This window comes from Arthrobacter sp. MYb227 (assembly GCF_002975435.1).
In the GTDB taxonomy this organism is placed as follows: domain Bacteria; phylum Actinomycetota; class Actinomycetes; order Actinomycetales; family Micrococcaceae; genus Paeniglutamicibacter.
The window spans coordinates 356,332-380,819 of record NZ_PCPT01000003.1; the positions used below are offsets into that span (position 1 = coordinate 356,332).

Annotated in this window: 21 protein-coding genes; 20 read left to right on the plus strand and 1 reads right to left on the minus strand. The window is 61.2% G+C overall.

Annotation, left to right across the window (positions count from 1 at the left end; translation table 11 throughout):
* Positions 1-165: 165 nt before the first annotated feature.
* From aroB to CQ018_RS09225, 7 genes are all read left to right on the plus strand, one after another.
* On the plus strand, positions 166-1,257 hold the full coding sequence (aroB, locus tag CQ018_RS09195) for a 3-dehydroquinate synthase (protein WP_105549685.1): 1,092 nt from the start codon (positions 166-168) through the stop codon (positions 1,255-1,257).
* Positions 1,254-1,970 (plus strand): hypothetical protein, encoded by a 717-nt coding sequence (locus CQ018_RS09200; protein WP_105549686.1) that lies wholly within the window; start codon positions 1,254-1,256, stop codon positions 1,968-1,970. The genes aroB and CQ018_RS09200 overlap by 4 nt, the downstream gene beginning before the upstream one ends.
* Before the next feature lie 322 nt (positions 1,971-2,292).
* The gene (efp, locus tag CQ018_RS09205) at positions 2,293-2,853 is read left to right on the plus strand and encodes an elongation factor P (RefSeq protein ID WP_105549687.1); all 561 of its coding nucleotides are present in this window, start codon (positions 2,293-2,295) and stop codon (positions 2,851-2,853) included.
* Positions 2,853-3,263 (plus strand): transcription antitermination factor NusB, encoded by a 411-nt coding sequence (gene nusB, locus CQ018_RS09210; RefSeq protein ID WP_105549688.1) that lies wholly within the window; start codon positions 2,853-2,855, stop codon positions 3,261-3,263. The genes efp and nusB overlap by 1 nt, the downstream gene beginning before the upstream one ends.
* Before the next feature lie 379 nt (positions 3,264-3,642).
* Positions 3,643-5,037 (plus strand): OFA family MFS transporter, encoded by a 1,395-nt coding sequence (locus CQ018_RS09215; RefSeq protein ID WP_105549689.1) that lies wholly within the window; start codon positions 3,643-3,645, stop codon positions 5,035-5,037.
* Positions 5,038-5,232, plus strand: coding sequence for a hypothetical protein (locus tag CQ018_RS09220; protein WP_105549690.1), 195 nt, complete (start codon positions 5,038-5,040; stop codon positions 5,230-5,232).
* 227 nt (positions 5,233-5,459) lie between these two features.
* Positions 5,460-7,085, plus strand: coding sequence for a hypothetical protein (locus tag CQ018_RS09225; protein ID WP_105549691.1), 1,626 nt, complete (start codon positions 5,460-5,462; stop codon positions 7,083-7,085).
* A gap of 21 nt (positions 7,086-7,106) precedes the next feature.
* On the opposite strand, the gene CQ018_RS09230 is transcribed toward CQ018_RS09225, so the two are convergent.
* On the minus strand, positions 7,107-8,309 hold the full coding sequence (locus CQ018_RS09230) for a PrsW family intramembrane metalloprotease (RefSeq protein ID WP_181149816.1): 1,203 nt from the start codon (positions 8,307-8,309) through the stop codon (positions 7,107-7,109).
* 117 nt (positions 8,310-8,426) lie between these two features.
* Here CQ018_RS09230 and pyrR point away from each other — a divergent pair, with 117 nt between their 5' ends.
* From pyrR to CQ018_RS09295, 13 genes are all read left to right on the plus strand, one after another.
* Positions 8,427-9,011 (plus strand): bifunctional pyr operon transcriptional regulator/uracil phosphoribosyltransferase PyrR, encoded by a 585-nt coding sequence (pyrR, locus tag CQ018_RS09235; RefSeq protein ID WP_105549693.1) that lies wholly within the window; start codon positions 8,427-8,429, stop codon positions 9,009-9,011.
* A gap of 3 nt (positions 9,012-9,014) precedes the next feature.
* On the plus strand, positions 9,015-9,995 hold the full coding sequence (locus CQ018_RS09240; RefSeq protein ID WP_105549694.1) for an aspartate carbamoyltransferase catalytic subunit: 981 nt from the start codon (positions 9,015-9,017) through the stop codon (positions 9,993-9,995).
* Between the two features lie 26 nt (positions 9,996-10,021).
* A complete protein-coding gene (locus CQ018_RS09245; protein WP_105549695.1) occupies positions 10,022-11,353 on the plus strand; it encodes a dihydroorotase in 1,332 nt (443 codons plus the stop codon).
* Positions 11,354-11,355: 2 nt separating this feature from the next.
* Positions 11,356-11,910, plus strand: coding sequence for a hypothetical protein (locus CQ018_RS09250; protein WP_105549696.1), 555 nt, complete (start codon positions 11,356-11,358; stop codon positions 11,908-11,910).
* Positions 11,907-13,097: a glutamine-hydrolyzing carbamoyl-phosphate synthase small subunit gene (carA, locus tag CQ018_RS09255; RefSeq protein ID WP_105549697.1), complete on the plus strand. Its 1,191-nt coding sequence runs from the start codon at positions 11,907-11,909 to the stop codon at positions 13,095-13,097. Before CQ018_RS09250 ends, carA begins: the two co-directional genes overlap by 4 nt.
* The gene (carB, locus tag CQ018_RS09260) at positions 13,098-16,412 is read left to right on the plus strand and encodes a carbamoyl-phosphate synthase large subunit (protein WP_105549698.1); all 3,315 of its coding nucleotides are present in this window, start codon (positions 13,098-13,100) and stop codon (positions 16,410-16,412) included.
* A complete protein-coding gene (gene pyrF, locus CQ018_RS09265) occupies positions 16,405-17,274 on the plus strand; it encodes an orotidine-5'-phosphate decarboxylase (protein ID WP_105549699.1) in 870 nt (289 codons plus the stop codon). The genes carB and pyrF overlap by 8 nt, the downstream gene beginning before the upstream one ends.
* 682 nt (positions 17,275-17,956) lie before the next feature.
* The gene (gene mihF, locus CQ018_RS09270; RefSeq protein ID WP_105549831.1) at positions 17,957-18,292 is read left to right on the plus strand and encodes an integration host factor, actinobacterial type; all 336 of its coding nucleotides are present in this window, start codon (positions 17,957-17,959) and stop codon (positions 18,290-18,292) included.
* Between the two features lie 11 nt (positions 18,293-18,303).
* Positions 18,304-18,882 (plus strand): guanylate kinase, encoded by a 579-nt coding sequence (gmk, locus tag CQ018_RS09275; RefSeq protein WP_105549832.1) that lies wholly within the window; start codon positions 18,304-18,306, stop codon positions 18,880-18,882.
* Between the two features lie 128 nt (positions 18,883-19,010).
* A complete protein-coding gene (rpoZ, locus tag CQ018_RS09280) occupies positions 19,011-19,274 on the plus strand; it encodes a DNA-directed RNA polymerase subunit omega (protein WP_105549700.1) in 264 nt (87 codons plus the stop codon).
* A gap of 109 nt (positions 19,275-19,383) precedes the next feature.
* On the plus strand, positions 19,384-20,637 hold the full coding sequence (gene coaBC / locus CQ018_RS09285) for a bifunctional phosphopantothenoylcysteine decarboxylase/phosphopantothenate--cysteine ligase CoaBC (protein WP_105549833.1): 1,254 nt from the start codon (positions 19,384-19,386) through the stop codon (positions 20,635-20,637).
* 181 nt (positions 20,638-20,818) lie between these two features.
* Entirely contained in the window at positions 20,819-22,024 is a 1,206-nt protein-coding gene (gene metK, locus CQ018_RS09290; RefSeq protein ID WP_105549701.1) for a methionine adenosyltransferase, read from the plus strand.
* 244 nt (positions 22,025-22,268) lie between these two features.
* Positions 22,269-24,449, plus strand: a complete 2,181-nt coding sequence (locus CQ018_RS09295) for a primosomal protein PriA (protein WP_105549702.1) — start codon at positions 22,269-22,271, stop codon at positions 24,447-24,449.
* Positions 24,450-24,488 lie beyond the last annotated feature (39 nt).

Below are 24,488 nucleotides of genomic sequence, written 5' to 3' on the forward strand. Positions count from 1 at the left end.
GTGCCCAAACGCGTAGGCTTAAAGCCGGTGACCCGGAAAACTCCCGGGCTCAACGGCTAAAAGTCACCCGGATTTGGGAGACGCGTTTTCAATCACGCACCGGACCCTTCGCTCGTACGCGGGCCTAAGGTTTATGTGCGCTACGCAGCACTTGGAGGACCAACGATGAACCCCGCGCCCACAACGATCCACGTCACAGGATCGGCCCCGGCCGAGAATTACGATGTCATCGTCGGCAACGGTCTGCTCGCGCAGCTACCAGCCCTGCTTGGCGAACGCGTCAAGCGCGTCATGGTCATCCACCCCCGTGCCCTGCGCACCACCGGGGATACCGTCAAGGAAGATTTGACCGCAGCCGGTTACGCATCGTTCTCCGCTGAAATTCCCGATGCGGAAGAGGGCAAGCACATTCAGGTTGCCGCTTTCTGCTGGCAGGTGCTGGGACAGAACGACTTCACCCGCTCCGATGCCATCGTGGCAGTGGGTGGCGGAGCCGTCACCGACCTCGCAGGATTTGTTGCAGCAACCTGGTTGCGCGGCGTGAAGGTCATCCACATCCCCACCTCGCTGTTGGGCATGGTCGATGCCTCAGTCGGTGGCAAGACCGGAATCAACACTGCCGAGGGCAAGAACCTCGTCGGTGCCTTCCACCCACCGGCCGGGGTCCTAGTTGATCTCGATGCACTTTCCACGCTTCCCAAGAATGAACTTGTCACCGGCATGGCCGAGGTCGTCAAGTGCGGCTTCATTGCCGATGAACGCATTCTTGAACTCATTGAAGAAGACACCGCCGATGCTATTACCCCCGGTTCGGCCCGCCTGCGCGAGCTCATCGAGCGTGCCATCGCGGTCAAGGCAAAGGTCGTCTCGGCGGACCTGCGTGAAAACGGTCAGCGTGAATTCCTGAATTACGGTCACACCCTGGCCCACTCGATCGAGTTGGCCGAACGCTACTCCATGCGGCACGGCGCAGCAGTATCCATCGGCTTGGCCTTTGCCGCAGAACTGGGCCGCAGCGTGGGCCGCACCAGTGATGAGGTTGCAGACCGCCACATTTCAATCCTGAAGTCCCTCGGACTACCCACCAGCTACCGTGGAGATCGCTGGAAGTCACTGCTCGATGGCATGCGCCGCGATAAGAAGACCCGCGGAGACCTACTGCGCTTTGTAGTGCTCGATGATATTGGCAGCCCACGCATGCTCGATGTCCCAGATACTTCCCTCTTGTTCGCCGCCTACCAGGAGATTGCCGAATGATCGCCCAGGAAATGACACAGAACATCACCACTTCATCGCACGAATCCGGTCAGGCCGCGACGGAAACCCAGCAACCGGACACCGCACAGCATGCCAGCACCGGTAGCCTCACACATACTCAGGCGTTGTTGCAGATCCCCGCGGCAGGCATCCCGGGCAAGGCAACACACAATATTGAAACCGGTATTCCGGGTGTGAGTTTTGACCTGCACACCATGAGCCAGCTCATTACCGATGAAGCATTGGCCGACGAAACACTTGCAAATGGCACGGCAACCGATCAGGTAGTGGTCCTTTTGGCCCGCCGTCAGCTGCGTGCAGCAGGCGAACTTATTGCCGAGACTCGCTTCAATGAGCCGCAGAACTTCGCCATGCGCGTGCTTGACACCTCGTTGACTCGCGCCGCGGGAGATCCCAAGCGTGCGGCAAACCGCCTGCGTGCCATGCTCACCGAGTTCAACGGCACCACGCACGAGGCGATCTTGCAGCAGCACCTGGGCATGGCCTACGTGGAAAGCGGTGACCTGCGCGCCGCGGCAACTCGCTTCCGCAAGGCCCTTGACCTGCGTATTGCTCAGGGCACCGATGATCGGTTGATCGATTCCTCACGTCGATGCCTCGAGGCGCTGAGTGCACGCATCGCAACCTTGGCACCGACCACTGCCGAACTTCCACTGGTTGACGAAGCCCGGCCGGGCAACATCGATAAGTAAAGTAGCTACACAAGCACTATCCTTGTGGTAGACGTAAAACTTTGATCCGTGAGAGCCGTGTGGACAGATTCCGCACGGCTCTCACGGAGAGCAACTAAACTTTCTAGCCGATGCATCGGCCACCCGGGCTCAAGAACATTGTGCGCCCGGGGGGCTTACGTCCGCTAGATCACCAAGCAAAGTGGGTCCACGTAGTGATACGTGCGCTAAACTGGATCTTGGATTTTTGATAACACGCCCGGGCGGCCGCAATTTTGCGGCTCCGCCCGCCGCGGCAGTAATGCCGTGCCAGCATTGGGCGCATACGGGAAAAGAGTAGATCGTGGCATCAACCACCGATATTAAAAACGGGCAGGTCATCAAGATTGAGGGCCAGCTCTGGAGCATCGTCGAGTTCCAGCACGTCAAGCCGGGTAAGGGTGGCGCATTCGTGCGCACCAAGATGCGCAACGTGCTCACCGGCCGTGTCTTGGAAAAGACTTACAACGCCGGTGCAAAGATTGAAACGGCAACGGTTGACCGCCGCGACTACCAGTACCTGTACCAGGATGGCGAAGACTTCGTCTTCATGGATCTATCCGACTACGATCAGCTCACCGTTTCGGGCACAGTTGTCGGCGATTCGGCCGGTTTCATGCTTGAAAACCAGAACGTGACAATCGCCATGCACGAGGGCGCACCGCTGTACGTGGAACTCCCACCATCGGTCACCCTGGAAATCACCTACACCGAGCCGGGCCTGCAGGGCGACCGCTCCTCGGCCGGCACCAAGCCAGCAACCCTGGAAACCGGCAAGGAAATCCAGGTGCCGCTGTTCGTCAACCAGAACACCAAGGTCAAGGTCGACACCCGCACCGGTGAGTACCTGGGGCGTGTCTCCTAGTGAGCGCCCGCGCCAAGGCCCGCCGCAGGGCACTGGACATTCTTTTCGAAGCCGAACAGCGCGATGTCTCGCCGCTGGCCGCCATGCGTTTACGTCGTGAAGCAACTGACATCACGATCAATGAGTACACCGTCACCCTCATCGAGGGTGTCATGGGCGAGCTGGATCGGATCGATGAGATCCTTTCCTCCTACTCCAAGGGCTGGACCCTAGAACGCATGCCCACCGTTGACCGCACCGCCCTGCGCATTGGCGTCTGGGAATTGCTGTTCAACGATGATGTGCCCGATGGTGTAGCGGTCGCGGAGGCAGTTGTCTTGGTCCGTGAGCTATCCACCGATGAATCACCCGAATTCGTCAATGGTCTGCTCGGACGCATTCAGCAAATGAAGCCGACGCTGCTGGCCTAGCCACAATGTTTGAATACCGAAGCTAGCCGCACGCGGCACTGCTTCTGGAGCCGGTCGGTGAGCCCACTTCAGGTGGGATCACCGACCGGCTTTGCTTTGCCCACATTTAGCGGCTCGCCAACCCCATGCCCCTCCCAAACTCCGAACATAAATCCCTTGCCGTCCCCCAGGCGGCCGATCCGCCACACTATGGCGCAGCAACCGGAATGTGAATACATTCCGGCGCGGGGGGATACAACCTCATCGTCAGCTGTGGCACAGTGTGTGCTTGGGTGCAGTTGCCGGTTTCATCACACGTTCCTTCACGAGCGCCGCTTACTAACTGGTCACTGTTTCTGGTATCACTTTCGGCATAAAAATCGACACTGAGGAGAAACCGTTGAATTGGCTCGACCGCTCCGCCTCCATCGCCCCTCCGGGCTTCAATCGCTGGCTCATTCCCCCGGCGGCCCTGGCAGTGCACCTGTGCATTGGTCAGGCGTACGCCACCAGCGTCTACAAATCAGCACTCATCGGTCACTTTGAGGTCTCGCAGACCGCCATCGGGGTGATCTTTTCCATCGCCATCGTGATGCTTGGACTCTCCGCGGCGATCATGGGCACCTGGGTTGAACGCAGCGGTCCACGCAAGTCGATGTTTGTCGCTGCCAGCTTCTGGGGTGTCGGCTTCCTGGTGGGCGCCGCAGGAATTTTCACCTCGCAGCTCTGGCTGGTCTACCTTGGCTACGGAGTCATTGGCGGTATCGGGCTGGGCATCGGCTACATTTCCCCGGTCTCCACGCTGATGAAGTGGTTCCCGGACCGCCCGGGCATGGCCACCGGCATGGCGATCATGGGCTTTGGCGGCGGCGCACTGATCGCCTCACCGATGTCCACGGCCTTGCTGAAGTTTTTCGACGGCTTCAACCCGGCGATCAATGGCGCCGACTGGATTGCCTCGGGCTCCTCGGTCGGTAAACTCTTCCTCACCCTCGGGATCCTCTACTTCGCTGTGATGATGTACGGCGTCGCTAATATTCGCGTCCCCGCGGCCAGCTGGAAGCCACGCGGCTGGAACCCGAGCACTACCAAGGTCGATGCCATGGTCACCACCGCACACGTCTCGGCGGCCAATGCCATCAAGACCCGTTCCTTCTGGCTGATCTGGGCGGCACTCTTCCTGAACGTCACCGCCGGCATCGGCATCCTGGAACAGGCATCGCCGATGATTCAGGACTTCTTCCGCGGTGCCGATGGTAATTCGGCGGTCAACGCCGCGGTGGCCGCGGGCTTTGTCGGAATGCTCTCGATCGGCAATATGGCCGGCCGCTTTATCTGGTCAAGCACCTCGGACATCATCGGCCGCAAACGCATCTACATGGTCTATCTGGGCGTCGGCGCACTGTTCTACACGGTGCTGGCATTCTTTGGCGGCAGCTCAATGCTGCTCTTCGTGGCAATGGCCGTGGTGATCATCAGCTTCTACGGTGGCTCCTTCTCCACGGCCCCGGCCTACCTCAGGGACCTCTTTGGCACCTACCAGGTTGGCGCCATTCACGGCCGACTGCTCACGGCATGGTCTGCCGCGGGTATTGCCGGACCGTTGATCGTCAATGGGCTACTTGATATGCAGGGCAAGCCCGGCACGATGATGGCCTCAAACTATCTGCCGGTGCTGCTGACCATGGTGGTGTTGCTGATCATTGGATTCATCGCCACCACCCTGATCAAGCCGGTGGCTTCCAAGTATCACGAACCCGAAGCAGCACTCACCAGCGCCACCCAGGAGGCTTAAATGTCCGATCAAACTCACCATGCCGGCGCCGGCGTGCAGGGAAATTCCGCAGCTCGGGTCACCAACGTTGATCCGTACGATGTGCCCACCACACTGGCCACCGGAAAGGTAATTTTCGGCTGGGCGTTGGTCGGAATCCCGCTGCTTTACGGGGTCATCACCACACTCTCGAAGGTGGGCCAGCTCTTCGGCTAGTTCTTCGGCCAGCTCTTCGGCCACCGTGTGCAGGAAACTTCAGCAGGAAACTTCAACAGGAAACTTCAACACCGTTCGGTGTGTCATCGGTATGACACACCGAACGGTGTTCTTCATTTCTACCGCGCCCACGCTCTTGGTCCTCACCTCATCCACGCTTCAACACGCGCTGCTAGACACACCCCCGGGGCACCTTAGGCCAGCTTCATCTGCAAGAATCATCTTTCATGAGCAGCACACCGGCCAGTAGTGGCGCAACGATCATCACCACGGACCACCGGGGCATCCCGCTTCACACCATTGATAACGGTGGAGCCCCGGGGTCCGCTGCCGCAGAACAAATCTGCACCGGAACACTCAGCTTTGCCGTCGGCACCCAGGACGAACCAATGGAACTATTGGGCGTGACGCACCTGGTGGAACACATGATTCTGGGTGCTCTGGAACATTTCCCGCTACCGCACGGGGCAGTGGTTGATCACGAATCCATGCAATTTCATGCAACCGGTTCCCCAACGGACGTGGCGGCCTATTTCGAGGCCTTGGCCCACACCATCAGCAACTTTGCGCAGCTTTCTCGGCGGGATTTTACGCTGGCCAAGATGATCATCAAGGCCGAGAATCCACACGCCTACACGGAGTTTACCTCCGGGATGCTCACCTACCGGTTTGGCGCCCAAGGTCCGGGATTGGCCCACCTACATGCGCCAACGCTGCAGGCCCTGACGCACGATGAGGCCACCTCGTGGGCTAGGACGTGGCTGCATACCGGGCATGCGGCCCTCTCATTCAGTGCACGGCCACCCGCCAAGCTCAATGTTCAGTTGCCCTCGGGAACACCGCTTCCCCGCCCCACCCATGTCCCAACGCGACAGAACCCCACGCTGATCGCCTCCCCGTTGGAGGGCGTCGCGCTATCCCTACTGGTTCCTGGCAGCTATGCCGCATTGCTGGCGGCTGCCCTGGAGTATGAGCTGGTGCAAAGCTTACGCACCACCGATGGGCTCATTTATTCGGTGGAGCAGCTGATCTATCCGTTGCGCAACGTGCACGTGTCCGCCGCACCAACGCACCCCACCGGCACCGTCACACGTTTCGAAAACAGCAATGCCGTTGACTCTTTCTGCCACGTCGATCTGGTGCTTGATCCGCTACCGGAGAATACGCTGCCGGTACTCAAAGCCAGCGTGTTGGAATTCCGACGCATCGCGGAGCACGGGTTTAGCACCAACTCGATAGCTTTTGCTCGCACGGTGCTGGCCGCCAATCTAGCGTTCGATGAGCCCAGAGCGGCGAGCTACCTCGATCACTACACCGCAGATCACTTGGCCGGGCGCCGGAGACCGGAGAGGCAAAGCATTGGCAGCCACATGCTGCACACCTCGCTCATCGACTTATCCAACCAGTTGACCGATGTGCTGGCTCGTGCGTTGCCCACCGTGTTGGTGGCGTACGACGATAATGCCAAGGTCGGCCCCAAGAAGGCGGCAGCGCTGGGCTTGGAACGCGATAACTTCTCCATCTGGCAGCGCACTCCCGCTCAGGACGGGCGCACCGTCACGGTGTTCCACCTTGAGGGTGCCGACGAGCATGTCTCCTGGGCGCATCGGAGCGCCAAGGAAAAACTCACCCTCACTGCTACCCACTTGATGAAGAAGAAACCAAACAAAACGCTATTCATCGACTTGGCAACTATCAGGCTTGTGGGGGTGCGCGAATGCGGATGCATCTGCCTCATCGATGAGCTCGGGCGTCACACCGAGATCGACACCGCAGAGTTCAAGCATGCAAAATCCCTGCGCCAAAGCCTGCTGGCCAGCTTCCAGAAGCACATCATTCGTGCCTTTCCCTGAGCTCTAAAGCGCCAGCGAACCCTAAAGCCCCGCAAGCATTTGCGCACGCTGTCTGAAGGATTGATGCAACAACGCTTGTTCCCGGGCAATATCACGTCCATCCCCATGCCCTGCGGCAATCCTTTGACGCACACTGACAAGATCCATCGCGGTGCGCGTGAACTGCTTCATGGCAGTTGCCCGCCCCTGAGCCGCGGCCCAATGTTTGGCCGCCTTGCGACCGGCCGGGGTACCAAACATGGCAACCTCTGCCTCGGTAAACCACCCGGCACGCTGATACTCGGCAAGCCGCAGCGCGGTAAGTCGAAGTTCTGCGCGTTGCAGCAACACCACGGCAACAATGGATGCTACAAAGAGCGGAACCTGCAGCAAGAAGTAGAAGCTCAGGAACGAGTCGAAGAAGATCCCCACCCCGCCGTTCCATAAGAAGTGGCCGAACATTGCCGGCACAATCCCTAGCAGCAGGTACACCGGCCAGCTGCGACGATTCCCGCGTACAGCACAAAGCCCCAGCGCAAAACCGGTCCAGGCGGTGAACATCACGTGTGCAAAGGGGGAGAAGAGCCCGCGCAGCACAAAGACCGCGGCCAAATCTCCTGCGGCACCGGCCTCGGCATAGCTGGAACCGAAGTACAAGATGTTCTCCGTGAAGGCGAAGCCCGCACCGACCATCCCGCCATAGACAATCCCGTCGATGGGCCCATCAAAGTGCGCACGGTTGAGCCAGAACACCAGCAGTACCCCGGCCCCCTTGGTCAGTTCCTCAACGATCGGTGCCTGAATCACCGCCCCAAAGAGGTCCAAGTCCATGACCCCGGCGGGTTCGAAGAAGAGTTCGGTGAATGTGTCACCCACCAGCAACGCCCCGGCCACCGAGGCGCCGGCTCCCCAGAGTAGCGCCAGGGCCAACATGCTGCGCGGTTCCGGATCCCACCGATCAACCCAACGTAACCCCACCAGGCATAGTCCCAGCGGCACCATGGCCAAGAACCCTAGCCAGATGAGAGTCGATGGCCCAAAGATGCTGGCCAGGAAGATCGCCACCCCGGCCAGCAGCACGGTACAAAAGACCAGCGCGGCAAGCGCCAGCGGGGAGATACGCGCCGGTTTACTCAGGTTTCCGGGGCCGCCAGGGGACCCCGGAGGCCCCGAAACAGTCCCGGTCCAGGGGTCGCGCGGGGATGGTTCGGGGGAGGAGGCAGGCTGGTGTGAGGTAACGCTCATGCACATAAGACTACGTGGCTTGGTCCCTGTGCTAATTTTGATGGAGTAGCAAGACCCACACCAATGAGTCAGCAACCTTTAAATTCCGTCCAGTGAGGCGGGGAAGGAGGCCGCATCATGAGTAACGACGCCACCGCGGCACCGAACTTAGCGCCCAAGACTGCCCGGATTGTTCTCTCGAATGAGGACATCGAACGCGTATTGACCCGCATCGCCCACGAAATCATCGAGGCGAACAAGGGCACCAAGGACCTGGTCCTCTTGGGCATTCCCTCCCGCGGATTCCCTCTGGCTCAGCGCTTGGCGCAGCGTATCGCCGCCACCGAACCCGGCCTTGACCCGGCATCCATCGTCGGTCAGCTGGATATCACCATGTACCGCGATGATCTACGTCATTCAACCACCCGCACCCCACAGCCCACGCGTCTGCCCGCCAGCGGCATCGACGGCAAGGTCGTGGTGCTGGTTGACGACGTGCTCTATTCCGGACGCACCATCCGCGCCGCCCTCGATGCGATCGCCGACTTTGGTCGCCCCCGCATCGTGCGCCTGGCCGTCCTGGTTGACCGCGGACATCGCGAACTTCCCATTCGCGCCGATCACGTCGGCAAAAATCTTCCCACCGCGACCACCGAAAAGGTGCGCGTGCACGTGGCTGAAATCGACGGCGAAAACAACAACGAAGTCATCATTGAGGGCTAAGCCATGAAACATCTACTCTCCACCCTGGACCTTTCGCGCGCCGACGCCATCCGCATCCTTGATATTGCCGAGGAAATGGCGGCAGTTGGCACCCGCGAGGTCAAAAAGCTTCCGGCCCTGCGTGGTCGCACAGTAGTCAACCTCTTCTTTGAGGATTCCACCCGCACCCGGATCTCCTTTGAGGCGGCCGCCAAGCGTTTGAGCGCCGATGTCATCAATTTCTCCGCCAAGGGATCCTCGGTCTCGAAGGGTGAATCGCTGAAGGACACCGCCCAAACCCTGCAGGCCATCGGTGCCGACGCGGTGGTCATCCGGCACGGTGCCTCCGGTGCCCCGGCCCGTCTTGCGGCCACCGACTGGATCGATGCCCCGGTGGTCAATGCCGGGGATGGCACCCACGAACATCCAACCCAGGCACTGCTCGATGCGTTCACGCTGCGCACCCACTGGTCAAAGATCCACGATCACACCTCACTGGGATCGGATCTGGCCGGCATGAAGGTCGCCATCGTCGGAGATATCCTGCACTCCCGGGTGGCCCGCTCCAACCTCTGGCTGTTGCGCACCCTGGGTGCCGAGGTGACAATGGTCGCCCCGCCGACGCTGCTGCCGCACGGATCGAATGTCTGGCCGTGCACCATCAGCTACGACCTTGATGCAACCCTGGCCGGGGGCATCGACGCGGTGATGATGCTGCGCGTGCAGGGCGAACGGATGCACGATTCGTTCTTCCCCAACACCCGTGAATACTCCCGGCTCTGGGGCTTTGACGATGCACGGCTTGCAGCACTCGATGCCCAGGGCCAGAGCCACACCATCATCATGCACCCCGGTCCGATGAACCGCGGGCTGGAAATTTCCTCGGCCGCCGCCGATTCGCCACGCTCCACCGTGCTTGAACAGGTTTCCAACGGTGTTGCGGTGCGCATGGCCGTCCTCTATCTACTGCTATCGGGGGACCAGCAGCGTCCCGCCGGCCTCTAAGAACCTTCGACAAACGGGAGTCAACGATGAGCACTAACACCAGCTACCTGATCCGCAATGCCAAACCCTTGGGTGCCGATACAGCAGATATTTTGATCAATGATGGGGTCATCGTGGCCCTGGGTGCCGACGCGGGTGCCCACCCGGCAGCAGCCGATGCCACAATTATTGACGCCGCCGGCCAAATTGCCCTGCCGGGCCTCGTTGACCTACACACCCACCTGCGCGAACCGGGCCGCGAAGATGCAGAAACCGTAGAAACCGGCACCCGTGCCGCGGCCAAGGGTGGCTTCACGGCAGTTCATGCCATGGCCAACTCCAACCCGGTGGCAGATACCGCCGGCGTGGTGGAGCAGGTCTGGTCACTGGGCAAACGCTCGGGCTGGGTAGATGTGCGCCCCGTGGGTGCCGTCACCGTGGGACTGAAGGGCGCACAGATGTCCGAAATCGGCGCCATGGCCGATTCCCGCGCGGCGGTCCGGGTCTTCTCCGATGACGGAATCTGCGTTTTTGATCCGCTGATCATGCGCCGCGCGCTGGAATACGTGAAGGCGTTTGACGGCGTCGTGGCCCAGCACGCCCAGGAACCACGGCTCACCGAGGGCGCCCAGATGAACGAGGGCGAAGTTTCCGCGGTGCTGGGTCTGCCCGGTTGGCCGGCGGTCGCCGAGGAATCGATCATCGCCCGCGACGTACTGCTGGCCGAACACGTCGGCTCCCGCCTGCACATCTGCCACGTTTCCACCGCCGGCTCGGTGGAGATCATCCGCTGGGCCAAGTCCCGCGGCGTGAATGTGACAGCCGAGGTCACCCCGCACCACCTGCTGCTGACCGATGAACTGGTCAAGAGCTATGACCCGGTCTTCAAGGTAAACCCGCCGCTACGCACGGAAACAGACGTCATGGCATTGCGCGCTGGCCTGGCCGATGGCACCATCGACATTATCGGCACCGACCACGCACCGCACCCGTCCGAGGACAAGGAATGCGAGTGGGCCGCAGCGGCCATGGGCATGACCGGGCTGGAAACCGCGCTCTCGGTAGTGCAGCATACAATGATCGAAACGGGGCTGATCAGCTGGGCCGACTTCGCCCGCGTCACCTCCACCACTCCGGCTGCCATTGGCCGGGTGGAAGATCAGGGCCGCGCACTTGCGGTGGGCGAACCGGCAAACATCACCCTGGTTGATGCCGACGCGCGCTGGGTTGTTGACCCGTTGGCGATGGCCACCAAGGGACGTAATTCTCCGTTCAAGGGTCTGGAATTGCCGGGCAAGGTTACTCACGTGTTCTTCCACGGCCACCTCACGGTGCGCGATGGTGAACTTGCCACACCGCGCATCACCGAGACGGCCTAAGCATGGGTGAATACACCGGTGCCATCCTGATCACCATCGCCGTCATCGTGGTGTGCATTGGGCTCATTCTGCTGGGCTGGCGCAATCGGTTGCGCCGGCAGTCAACTGTTCCCGCACCACCGGCCACGCCGGAGAACTTGGGCGCTCAGCTTATTCCCCCGTCCGAGGGGCAGTACGTGAGCACCACCACCGCAGGAGATTGGCTCGATCGCATCGCCGCACACCAGTTAGGCATTCGTTGTAATGCCACGCTGCTGGTTCACGATGCGGGAGTGCTTTTCGCACGCCACGGGGCAGCAGATCTGTTCATCTCCACCGTGGCACTGAGCGCAGTGGGTCGCAGCAGCGGAATGGCCGGAAAGTTCGTCGAAAAAGACGGGCTACTGGTCATCACCTGGGCGCTTGATGAAAAACTAGTCGATACCGGCTTCCGCCCGCGCTACCACCACGAATTACCGCAGCTTGTTTCCGCCATCAGTGCGATGATGAGCCACGGATCTAGCACTACAAGCAGCACCGAAGATTTACCACCCGCCGAGGATAAGGAAAACCAGTGACAGCAGTACTCAGGACCGAGCCAGCACTCTTGGTGCTAGAAGACGGACGAGTTTTCCGCGGCCGCAGCTACGGTGCCATCGGCACCACCTTTGGCGAGGCAGTCTTCTCCACCGGTATGTCCGGCTACCAGGAAACCCTCACCGACCCGTCATACGCCAAGCAGATCATTGTGCAGACCTTCCCACACATTGGTAATACCGGTGTCAACGATGAGGATGCCGAATCGACCCGCATCTGGGCCGCCGGCTATGTGGTGCGCGATGCCGCACGCCGCCCCTCAAACTGGCGCACCCAGCGCACCCTCGATGAGGAACTCATCAACGGCGAGGTGGTCGGCATCCAGCAGATCGATACCCGTGCGCTGACCCGCCACCTGCGCGATCGTGGCGCCATGAAGGCAGGAATCTTCTCCGGTGCCGCCGCCGCGACCCCGGTGACCGAGCTTATTGAGCAGGTCAACGCGCAGCCATCGATGGAGGGACTAAACCTCTCCGAGCTGGTCTCCACCCAGGAGGCCTACACCGTCGAGCCGGCGGATCACGGGTTCACCGGCGAGGTTGAACTCTCCGTGGCCGCGATCGATTTGGGCATCAAGATGATGACCCCGCAGCGCTTTGCCGAACGCGGCGTGCGCGTGCACGTGCTGCCGTACAACGCGACCTTCGAAGAGGTTGTGGCAACCGGTGCACAGGGAGTCTTCTTCTCCAACGGCCCCGGCGACCCGGCCACCGCGAACGTGCAGGTAGAACTGGTCCGCCAGGTGCTGGATGCGAAGATCCCGTACTTCGGCATCTGCTTTGGTAACCAGATCCTGGGCCGTGCCCTGGGTTATGGCACCTACAAGCTGCGCTTTGGCCACCGCGGCATCAACCAGCCGGTCATGGACAAGGCCACCGGCAAGGTGGAAATCACCAGCCAGAACCACGGCTTCGCCGTCGATGCTCCCCGCGAAGGCGCAGCAAATGCTCCGCTGGAGCGCTTTGGCCGCGTCGAGGTATCGCACATCTCCCTGAATGACGGCGTCGTTGAGGGCCTGAACTGCCTGGATCTTCCGGCGTTCTCCGTGCAGTACCACCCCGAGGCAGCCTCCGGACCGCACGACGCGTCCCACCTCTTCGATCGTTTCATCACCAATATGCGTGCGGCCAAGAACGCCGCCACCGCCTCCACCCAGGAAGAGAAGTAAATGCCCAAGCGCGAAGACCTCAAATCGGTACTGGTCATCGGCTCCGGCCCGATCGTCATTGGTCAGGCAGCCGAATTCGACTACTCGGGCACCCAGGCGCTGCGCGTCCTGCGTGAAGAAGGCCTGCGAGTCATCCTGGTCAACTCCAACCCGGCCACCATCATGACCGACCCGGAGTTCGCCGACGCCACCTACGTCGAGCCGATCACCCCGGAGGTCGTGGAAAAGATCATCGCCAAGGAACGCCCGGATGCCATCCTGCCGACCCTGGGCGGACAGACCGCACTGAACACCGCCATCGCCCTGGATAAGGCCGGCGTACTTGAAAAGTACAACGTCGAGCTCATCGGCGCGAACATCGCTGCCATCGAGCTTGGTGAAGATCGTGAGAAGTTCAAGGGCGTCGTGGAGCGTTGTGGCGCCGAATCGGCTCGCTCACACATCGTACACACCATGGACGAGGCCTTCGCCGCCGTTGAGGACCTGAAGTACCCCGTCGTGGTGCGCCCGTCCTTCACCATGGGTGGTCTGGGCTCCGGTATGGCGTACAACGCCGAGGACCTGACCCGCATTGCCGGTCAGGGTCTGCAGTACTCACCGACCACCGAGGTACTCCTGGAGGAGTCAATCCTTGGCTGGAAGGAGTACGAGCTGGAAATGATGCGCGATAAGAACGACAACGTCGTGGTCATCTGCTCCATTGAGAACTTTGACCCGGTCGGTGTACACACGGGAGATTCGATCACCGTGGCCCCGGCCATGACGTTGACCGACCGCGAATACCAGAAGCTGCGCGACATCTCCATCGCGGTCATCCGTGAGGTAGGCGTCGCCACCGGCGGTTGCAACATCCAGTTCGCCATCGAGCCGGACACCGGCCGCATCGTGGTCATCGAAATGAACCCACGTGTTTCGCGTTCCTCGGCGCTGGCCTCCAAGGCCACCGGCTTTGCCATCGCGAAGATCGCCACCAAGCTTTCACTGGGCTACACGCTTGATGAAATCCCGAACGACATTACGCTCAAGACCCCGGCGGCCTTTGAGCCGGCACTTGACTACGTGGTTGTCAAGGTCCCGCGCTTCGCCTTTGAGAAGTTCCCGGCCGCCGATGCCACACTGACCACCACCATGAAGTCTGTCGGCGAGGCCATGGCCATTGGCCGTAACTTCACCGAGGCATTCCAGAAGGCCCTGCGCTCACTCGAGCAAAAGGGATCCGAAATCGAGTTCAACAAGCCGATGGACTTCGAGATCGAGGGCCTGCTGGAGGACTCGGTCAAGGGCTCCACCGAGCGTCTGTACAACGTACAGCGCGCACTGCTCGGTGGCGCGTCAATCGAGCAGGTCTTCGAGAAGACAGCCATCGACCCGTGGTACCTTGACCAGCTTCAGCTGATCAACGAGACAGCCGAAATGATCCGCTCCAACCCGGACCTTAACGAAGAAGTCCTGCGCGAAGCCAAGCGCCACGGTTTCTCCGATGTGCAGATCGCCAAGCTGACCCACAAGTCAGAAGCGGTAGTGCGCGGGATTCGCCACGCGCTGGGCATCCGACCGGTCTTCAAGACCGTTGATACCTGCGCCGCCGAGTTCGAGGCCTTCACCCCGTACCACTACTCCTCCTACGATGAGGAGACCGAGGTCGCGCTGCACGAAAAGCCATCGGTCATCATCCTGGGCTCGGGCCCAAACCGCATCGGCCAGGGCATTGAGTTCGACTACTCCTGTGTGCACGCCACCATGGCGCTGCGCAAGGCCGGCTACGAGACCGTCATGGTCAACTGCAACCCGGAAACCGTCTCCACGGACTACGACGTCTCAACCCGCCTGTACTTTGAGCCACTGACGCTCGAAGACGTGCTGGAGGTCATCCACGCCGAGGAATCCACCGGCGGCGTGCTTGGTGTGTTCGTACAGCTTGGCGGGCAGACCCCGCTGAAGCTCGCGCAGGAACTAGCCGATGCCGGTGTGCCGATCCTCGGCACCTCCCCGGAGGCCATCGATTTGGCCGAGCACCGCGGCGCCTTCCAGCGCGTGCTGGATGCCGGCGGCCTGATCGCCCCGAAGAACGGCACCGCGGTGTCCTTCGACGAGGCCAAGAAGATCGCCGATGAGATCGGATACCCGGTCCTGGTGCGCCCGAGCTACGTTTTGGGCGGCCGCGGCATGGAGATCGTGTACGACGAGGCAAACCTGGCTCGTTACATCGCCAACGCCACCGAGATCACCGAGGATCACCCGGTGCTGGTTGACCGCTTCTTGGAAGATGCCATCGAAATTGATGTCGATGCACTCTTCGACGGCAAGGATTTGTATGTCGGCGGCATCATGGAGCACATCGAAGAGGCAGGCATTCACTCGGGTGACTCCGCCTGTGTGCTGCCTCCGATCACTCTGGGCAAGGACGTGCGCGACCGTGTGGTCGAGGCAACCCGTGCCATCGCCGAGGGCGTTGGCGTACGCGGACTGATCAATATCCAGTTCGCGCTTGCCTCAGATATCCTCTACGTGATCGAGGCGAACCCGCGCGCCAGCCGCACGGTTCCATTCACGTCCAAGGCCACCGGCGTGCAGCTGGCCAAGGCCGCGGCCATGATCGGTGTTGGCGTGTCGATCGAGCACCTGCGCACGGTTCACCACATCCTGCCGGAAACCGGGGACGGCGCTAACCTTCCCGAGGGTGCACCGGTCTCGGTGAAGGAAGCAGTGCTTCCCTTCGCTCGCTTCCGCACCCCGGAGGGCAAGGTCGTTGACTCGCTGCTCGGCCCGGAAATGCGCTCCACCGGTGAGGTCATGGGCATCGATAAGTACTTCGATACCGCCTTCGCCAAGTCCCAGGCCGCGGCGAACTCGCCGCTACCAACGTCCGGCAAGGTCTTTGTCTCGGTGGCCAATAGCGATAAGCGCTCGATCGTGATCCCGGTCAAGCACCTGGCAGACATCGGGTTCGAGATCCTCTCAACCGGTGGCACCGCCGAGGTGCTGCGCCGCAACGGCATCCCCTCCACCGTGGTCCGCAAGGTCCACGAGGGCGAGCTCGAAGGCGAACGCAATATTGCCGAGCTGATCACCGACGGTGAAATCGCGTTGATCCTCAACACCCCCTCGGGTGGCGAATCACGCGGCGATGGTTATGAGATTCGTGCCGCAGCCGTTTCGGTGGGCACCCCGATCATCACCACCGTTGCCGAATTCGGTGCAGCGATCCAAGCGATCGATGCCATGCGTCACTTCGAATGGGATGTCACTTCCCTGCAGGAGCACGCCGAAACGCTTATTGCAGCAACCGCAGCACGGGATGCAGCAAATGCCTAGCAACACCAGCACCACGCCGAGCCAGCGCGCCGCCTTCGGGCAGCGCCTGGCTTCGGCCATGGCCGCCCACGGTCCGCTGTGTGTTGGCATCGACCCGCACCCCGGGTTGCTGACCGCGTGGGGTTTGAATGATGACGTGGCGGGGCTGCGCAGCTTCTCGCTCACCGTCGTTGAGGCAATGGCCGGGCAGGTTGCCGCGCTCAAGCCGCAGGTTGCACTCTATGAACGTCACGGTTCACGCGGACTAGCAGTGCTTGAGGAAACTCTTGCCGCCATGGCTGCTGCAAACCTGTTGAGCATTGCCGATGCCAAGCGTGGAGACATTGGTTCAACCATGGCCGCCTACGCCGATGCCTGGCTGGGGGAGGGCAGCCCGTTGGCCGCCGATGCTGTCACGCTGAGCCCCTACCTGGGCTACGAGTCGCTGCGTCCGGCGCTTGAGCTTGCCGCTGCCACCGGCCGCGGTGTGTTCGTGCTCGGGTTGACCTCCAACCCCGAGGGTAAGGCGGTTCAGCATGTGGGTGGCGATCAGTCGGTTGCCAAGCGCATTATCACCGCTGTTGGTGCGGATAATGCTGCCGAGAACCTTCCCGGGGTGCCGTTTGGCTCCACCGGGTTGGTCATTGGTGCCACGGTTGGTGCGGCGCTTGAAGATCTGGGTATTGATCTTGCAGCTTCCGCAGCTCCCATTTTGGCTCCGGGTCTTGGTGCCCAGGGTGCAACCGGTGCTGAGATGAAGGCTGCCTTTGGGGCGTTTTGGCCGCAGGTGCTAGGCACCTCAAGCCGCGATATCCTCAAGGCCGGTCCGGATGCCAAGGCGTTGCTCAATGCAGCACTGCGCACCCGTGACTCGCTGATCTAGGCGCCGATTGGCAGCTGCTGCCTCGGGCTCCAGCTGCCAGGTGTGCAATGTGTGCGTCGGCAGTGACTCTGTGAAAACAGGATCACTGCCGACGCACAGCTATTTTAAGTTCGGTGCAAGATTCGCACCCCGCCGGCGCACCAAAACACCGTCCCGCGTGTCGCGGGCTCATGCGCATGCTCCTCCATGAACTACCGGCGGGCCACTACGGAGGCCTGCAATACATGCTTTCACTTCCCAGCCACGTATTCACAGGAAATTCATGGTTCAGCTGAGCGGGAAAACCAGCGGCCGAAAGGGATGCGAGCTTGCTCACCCCCCGGCTACCGCTAGGGCTATAACGTGGTGGTGCGAACCATTGCGCAAGTGCTGATTAGCGCAGTGCCAGATGCACAAACTTCCCCGGTTTTCCGCATGTTTTCGCTCGGTGCGGTAACGGTTCAACGGATTTTTACCCCAAGTTCACATCGATGCAGGTCGGTGCGGGGAGAACACCCAAAATCGTGAGGTTTCCAACAATTGGACCTCACCCGCACTCGGGCGCGTCTGATTTCAGCTATTTTTTTGTGTTTGTGGTAGCCACAGGCCGAAAACCCATTGCATCATAGGCTAGATTTGGTTATCTTCAGTTCAGGGCGTACTGCCCTAGTGCTGAAACCTACAGATGAACGGCGGCAAGAGCATGGTACTGCGAGAACTCTCAGACGAGGATCGTATCCGGGCACGGGCAAAGGCATTGGCTGCACGCACACGCCGGGCCGAGATCAAGAACCAATTTGGCTCCGGCAAGCTCAGCATCACCGAAGTCCTAGACCTAGTACCCGACGACGAGGCCATCGGACGACTACGCGTGATGGACCTGTTGGAGTCGGTTCCGGGTGTCGGTGAAATCCGTGCACACACCCTTATCGATAGACTAGGGATCTCACCCAGCCGCCGTCTGCGCGGACTGGGGCGCAAACAGCGCATCGCGTTGGTGGAACATTTCCAGCAATCGCCTCCCAAATTGAAAGAGTAATGAAGCACACCATGACGCATAGTGCCCATCCTTCGGTCACAGTCCTTGCCGGTCCCACGGCGGTCGGTAAGGGAACGATCTCGACCTTCATTCGAGACAATTACCCGGAGGTGTGGCTCTCGGTTTCCGCGACCACGCGCAATCCTCGCCCGGGCGAGGTTGATGGTGTTCACTACTTCTTTGTCGGTCCCGAGAAGTTCGGTGAACTTGTCGAAAGCGGGCAAATGCTTGAGTGGGCGGTCGTGCACGGGCAGAACAGCTACGGCACGATCCGCACCAAGGTTGCAGAGGCCGTAGCCGCCGGAAAGCGTGTGCTGCTGGAAATTGACCTGCAGGGTGCCCGCCAGGTCAAAGAGAATCTTCCCGAGGCAAAATTCGTGTTCCTGGCCCCACCAAGCTGGGATGAATTAGTGCGCCGACTCATCGGACGAGGTACCGAAACACCCGAGGAGCAGCAGCGTCGGCTAGAAACCGCTAAACTAGAACTTGCTGCCGAATCCGAATTTGACGTGACCATCGTCAACGACGAGATTTCGCGCGCGGCTAACGAGCTGGTTACCCTCATGGGTTTGACCCCGCACGAGCACTAGAAGTTTTTTGCCGGCGGGATTTTTGTGCGCCACAGGAGTATGTGTTAGAAGCATGTGCCAGTGGCGACGCAAAGATCTTGCCAGCACCCCCCCCGAATGATCCACCGTCTAGTTAATTTGGAGGCTTCGTGAACACGAACCTTGAAGGCATCATCAGCCCGTCCATCGACTCGCTGCTGACCACCACCGATTCGAAGTACGCCTTGGTGATCAACTCCGCCAAGCGCGCACGCCAGATCAACGCCTACTACGCCCAACTGCACGAGGGCCTCTTCGAGTACGTTGGCCCGCTGGTTGACACTCGCCTGAATGAGAAGCCGCTTTCCATCGCCCTGCGCGAAATCAACGAAGGCCTGCTCAACGTCACGAAGATCGAAGAAGTAGCAGAGTAATACTCCGCTAGGCAGTAACCCCGGGCTAGCCCAGGCCCATCCAACTAAACGGGGGGCCTGAGCCCGCAAGGGGGCTGGCCGGCTCCGAAGAAGAGTATCGGTGGTAGCAGTGAAGCGCATTGTTCTTGGTGTATCCGCAGGGATCGCCGTCTACAAGGCAGCTTTGCTGCTACGGCTGTTTAAAGAGGCCGGGCATCACGTCGATGTCATCCCCACCGAGGCGTCCCTAGAATTCGTGGGGCTCGCCACCTGGGAGGCACTGAGCGGCAACCCGGTGCGCACCTCCGTCTTTGAGGCGGTAGACACCGTGAACCACGTGCGCTTGGGCCAGGAAGCGGACCTGGTGCTCATCGTTCCTGCCACCGCCGATGTGATGGCCCGCGCCGCCGCCGGGATGGCCAACGATTTACTCACCGGCACGCTGCTGGCAACTCACGCACCGGTTCTCATGGCACCTGCCATGCACACCGAAATGTGGGAGCACCCGGCAACCCAAGCCAACGTTGCAACGCTGCGCGCACGCGGCGTGCACGTCATCGATCCGGCCGTCGGCCGACTGACCGGTAAGGATTCCGGCGCTGGGCGACTGCCGGAGCCAGCAGAGATCTTTGCGCTGGCCTCCACCTATTTGAACGATGCGGCTGCCTCAGAGGGTAGCTCCTTCGACACGGCGCTTCCGCTGGCTGGCAAGATCATCGCGATTTCCGCAGGTGGCACCCGCGAACCGCTAGACCCGGTGCGTTTTTTGGGCAACCGTTCCTCGGGTCGGCAGGGCATCGCCTTGGCCAAGGCCGCGCTGGCCCAAGGTGCCCAGGTGCGTTTCATCGCCGCCCACATGGATCAACCGGCACCGGCGGGTGTCGAGCTGAGCCATGCCTCCACGGCCCGCGAACTCCAGGTCGCCGTCAATCAAGCGGCACACGGGGCAGATGTGCTGATCATGAGCGCGGCGGTTGCAGATTTCCGCCCGGCAGAATACCTCGACTCCAAGATCAAAAAGTCAGACGAGCATGCCGACCCGGTCATCACCCTGGTCCGCAACCCGGATATTCTTGCCATGCTGGTCGCCGAGCGCGCCACCGAGGGTGACTCCGGCACGCTTCCACAACTCATTGTTGGATTTGCCGCCGAAACCGGGGACGCGGAACATAGCGTGCTTGACTATGGTGCCGCCAAGCTCGCCCGCAAGGGCTGCGAACTGCTGGTCGTCAACGAGGTGGGGGAGAACCTCACCTTCGGCACCGATGAGAATTCCATCACCATCTTGGCTGCCGATGGCAGCGCCCCGGTGCATGCTGCAGGTTCCAAGGACGACGCTGCACGCGCCGTCATCGACGCGGTCATCGCGGCGCTGACTCGCTAAGTCCCGCAAGCCACGCGGCGGCGGCGGTGCAAACACGCACTGCCGCCACGTCATCTTGCGTCGTGAAATGTCATAGGGGATGAGCGCCCGCGTCACGAACGCTTCATACGCACTTCATCCAACCCATCCGGATTCGGGTCGCGACTCTGCCAGCGAGACAAGTTGACGGTACAGTAGCAAGGTGACTTTAGAATCCTCGCAGCTGCGCCTCTTCACCTCCGAATCGGTTACGGAGGGCCATCCGGATAAGATTTGTGATCAGATCTCCGATGCCATCCTCGACGCCATGTTGGCCCAAGACCCCAACTCGCGTGTCGCCGTGGAAACCCTCACCACCACCGGTCTGGTGCATGTTGCCGGCGAGGTGACAACCAACGGGTACGTCGAGATCCCGGAGATCGTGCGCCGCACCATCCTGGACATCGGCTATGACTCCTCAGCCAACGGCTTTGACGGTGCCCGCTGTGGCGTTTCGGTGTCCATCGGACAGCAGTCCCAGGAGATCTCCGACGGCGTCTTCAACTCACTGGAGGTCCGCGAGGGCACCGCCGTTGACCCGCGCGACGCGCAGGGCGCCGGGGACCAGGGATTGATGTTCGGTTACGCCTCGGACGAGACCGAAACCCTCATGCCCACCCCGATCCACCTGGCGCACCGCCTCTCCGAGCGGCTCACCCAGGTCCGCAAGTCCGGCCTGCTGGAATTGCTGCGCCCGGACGGCAAGACCCAAGTCACCGTCGGCTACGACGGAGACACCCCCGTTTCGGTGGAGACCATCGTGGTTTCCTCCCAGCATGCGGCCGAATTCTCCCTTGAAGACCTCAAGGACGGGCTGCTGGAGCACGTGGTCACCCCGGTGCTGGCCAACGCCCCGCTGGATACCACCAACACGCGTATCATCTTGAACCCGTCGGGCCCGTTCATTATCGGTGGCCCGGTCGGCGACGCAGGCCTCACCGGCCGCAAGATCATCGTTGATACCTACGGCGGTTTTGCCCGCCACGGCGGCGGCGCATTCTCCGGCAAGGATCCGTCCAAGGTTGACCGTTCGGCTGCCTACGCCATGCGTTGGGTTGCCAAAAACGTTGTGGCTGCCGGTCTTGCTCGCCGCGTCGAGGTCCAGGTTGCCTACGCCATCGGTGTTGCTCGTCCGGTGGGACTGTATGTGGAGACCTTCGGCACCGAGAATGTTGACCCGGTGAAGATCACCGCCGCCATCAATGAGGTCTTCGACCTGCGTCCGCTGGGCATCATTGAAGACCTCGACCTCTTGCGCCCTATTTACCAGAAGACCGCTGCGCACGGCCACTTTGGTCGCGAAGATGCCGATTTCACCTGGGAAGCACTTGACCGTGTTGACGCACTGAAGGCCTACTTCGGCGCCTAATACACAGTGCGTGAGCTGCCGCGTCCCCTTGGGACGCGGTTGAGGTGTTTGCTGCACCCTTGTGACGTACGTTTTGGTGGCCTCCACTCACGCTGGTAAAGCAAGCGTGATTGGAGGCCACGGCCGTATCCGCAGCACTTTTGGCGGTGCATGGCCCCCAGGGTGTTGCCCATTGGTCGGTGCCGCGTGTCAGAATCTGAGTGAAGAAGAATACCAAGTCCTTGGAAGGGGATGTACAAGCACCGTGAACCAGATCAATCAGCCTTCGTTGCTGGCAGGATTCGATCTGAGTACCGAGCTGCCCGGCATCCCACACATGGCTGCCCACCTACCGGTGGCCCGCGTCGTGATCGAATCATCAATACCGCATCTGGATAGACCCTTTGACTATCTAGTGCCGGTCCAGCTCGATGCGGATGCGCACCCCGGGGTGCGGGTCAAGGTCCGCTTTGCGGGGCAAGAACTTCTGGGATTCATCACCGAACGCCTGGAACATGGTGAGCCGGGGATCAAATTGCAGCCATTGCGCGCCGTAGTTTCACCCGAAGTGGTACTCAGTGCCCCGGTACTTGCCACCGCACGCGCGGTGGCCGAACGCTACGCCGGAACCTTGTGGGACGTCTTGCGGGCCGCGGTCCCCCCACGCATGGCTCGGGTCGAAAAAGAAGTGTTTGAAGAGAGCAAGCAGCGCCATCACGCAACCGCTCAGGCCACACATAAGACCCCGATAGAGCCAGTCGGTGAGCACGAATCACCTCTGACACAACCCGCCCAGGAACCCGGTGCCAGCCAGCCGGCCGCGCGGGGCGAGCAGTCTTCAATTTCCGGTGTTGGTGGGCCCGAACAGCTTGACGCGCTACACAGCCCCTCGCTTGCCGAATACGAGGGTGGCGCACATTTTGCCGCGGAATTAGCCGCCGGTAACTCTCCGCGCGCGGTACTCAGTGCGATTCCCAACCGGCCGGGCCATTGGCCGGCGTTGCTGCTTGAGGCGGCGCTTGCAACTATGGAATCCGGTCGCGGGGCATTGATCGTGGTTCCAGATTCACGTGATCTGAGCCGGCTGTGCACGCTGCTCGATGCACGCTTGGGCACCGGCGGTTATGTGCGGCTCAGCGCCGAGGACGGGCAAACCCCGCGCTACCGGAACTTCCTCAAGGCCGCCCGCGGGCACGCGCAATTGGTGGTTGGCACCCGAAATGCAGCATTTGCTCCGGTCAAAAATCTGGGCTTGGCAATGATTTGGGACGATGCCGATGCCTCACATGCCGAACCGCGCGCCCCCTACCACCATGCCCGCGAGGTTTTACTACTACGCAGCGAGGTGGAAAAGGTCGGCATGCTGGTGGCAGCACCGGGGCGCAGTGCCGAGGCCCAACGGTTGATTCGTAGTCATTGGGCCACCGAGCTGAAGGCAAACCGCGTTCTCTTGCGTGCTCATGCCCCGCGCGTGATTGCCGCAAGCGATGAGTTTGAGCAAAACCGTGACCCGCTCCTTCACGCCGCCAGGCTCCCGGCGGCTGCTTGGCGCGAGGCAAAAAAAGCGCTGCAACACGGTCCGGTGCTGGTTCAGGTGGCACGCACCGGCTTTATGCCGGCGCTACGTTGCGAACGTTGCCGCACCTCGGCACGCTGCCAAGAGTGCACAGGTCCGCTGGCGCTCAAGGACGCGCGTGAGGCTCCTTCCTGTGGCTGGTGTGGCAAGGTTGCAGCCGGCTGGTCCTGCACCGAATGCGGTTTCATGCGTTTGCGTGCCGCGAGTATTGGTGCCGATAGGACCGTAGAGGAGCTTGGCCGTGCCTTCCCGAATGTGAACGTTGTTGCTGCCACCGGCGCCAAACCGATTTTCGAGGTGCCGGATATTCCGGCGTTGATCGTCGCCACCCCGGGGGCCGAACCGGTGGCCGAGCATGGGTATGCGGCGGTGCTGCTGCTCGATGGGGACCGGATGCTTTCTCGTGAGGCGTTACGCACCGGCGAAGAGGTACTCAACCGTTGGATGGGCGCCGCCTCTTTGGCGCGCGGTACTCAGGGTGCTCCGGGAGTTCCCGGCGGCGGTACCGTGGTGTTGGCCGGAGATCCAAGTGAGCCAGCTCGTGCGCTGATTCGTTTTGATGCGGGGGTATATGCCGATGCAGAGCTTGCCGAACGCCGGGAATTGCAGTTGCCTCCCGCGGTGCGTACCGCGTTGATTCAGGGTCCGGCGGTGACCGCCGATAAGTTTATCGAGGCGCTGAACTTTGGTGATCAGGTCCGTGTGCATGGTCCGGTGCTGGAAGATGATGCCGAGCACCGTTGGCTACTGTTCTATTCCTATGCCGATGGCTCGATGGTGACCAAGAAACTACGTAGCGTGCGTGCCACCTTCAGCGCCGCCAAGGAGCCGATCCTCGCGATTCGCATCGACCCGGACGGGATCCTCTAGTCCGCTGAAATGTGCGGCGGCGCGGCACCACCGGATAGC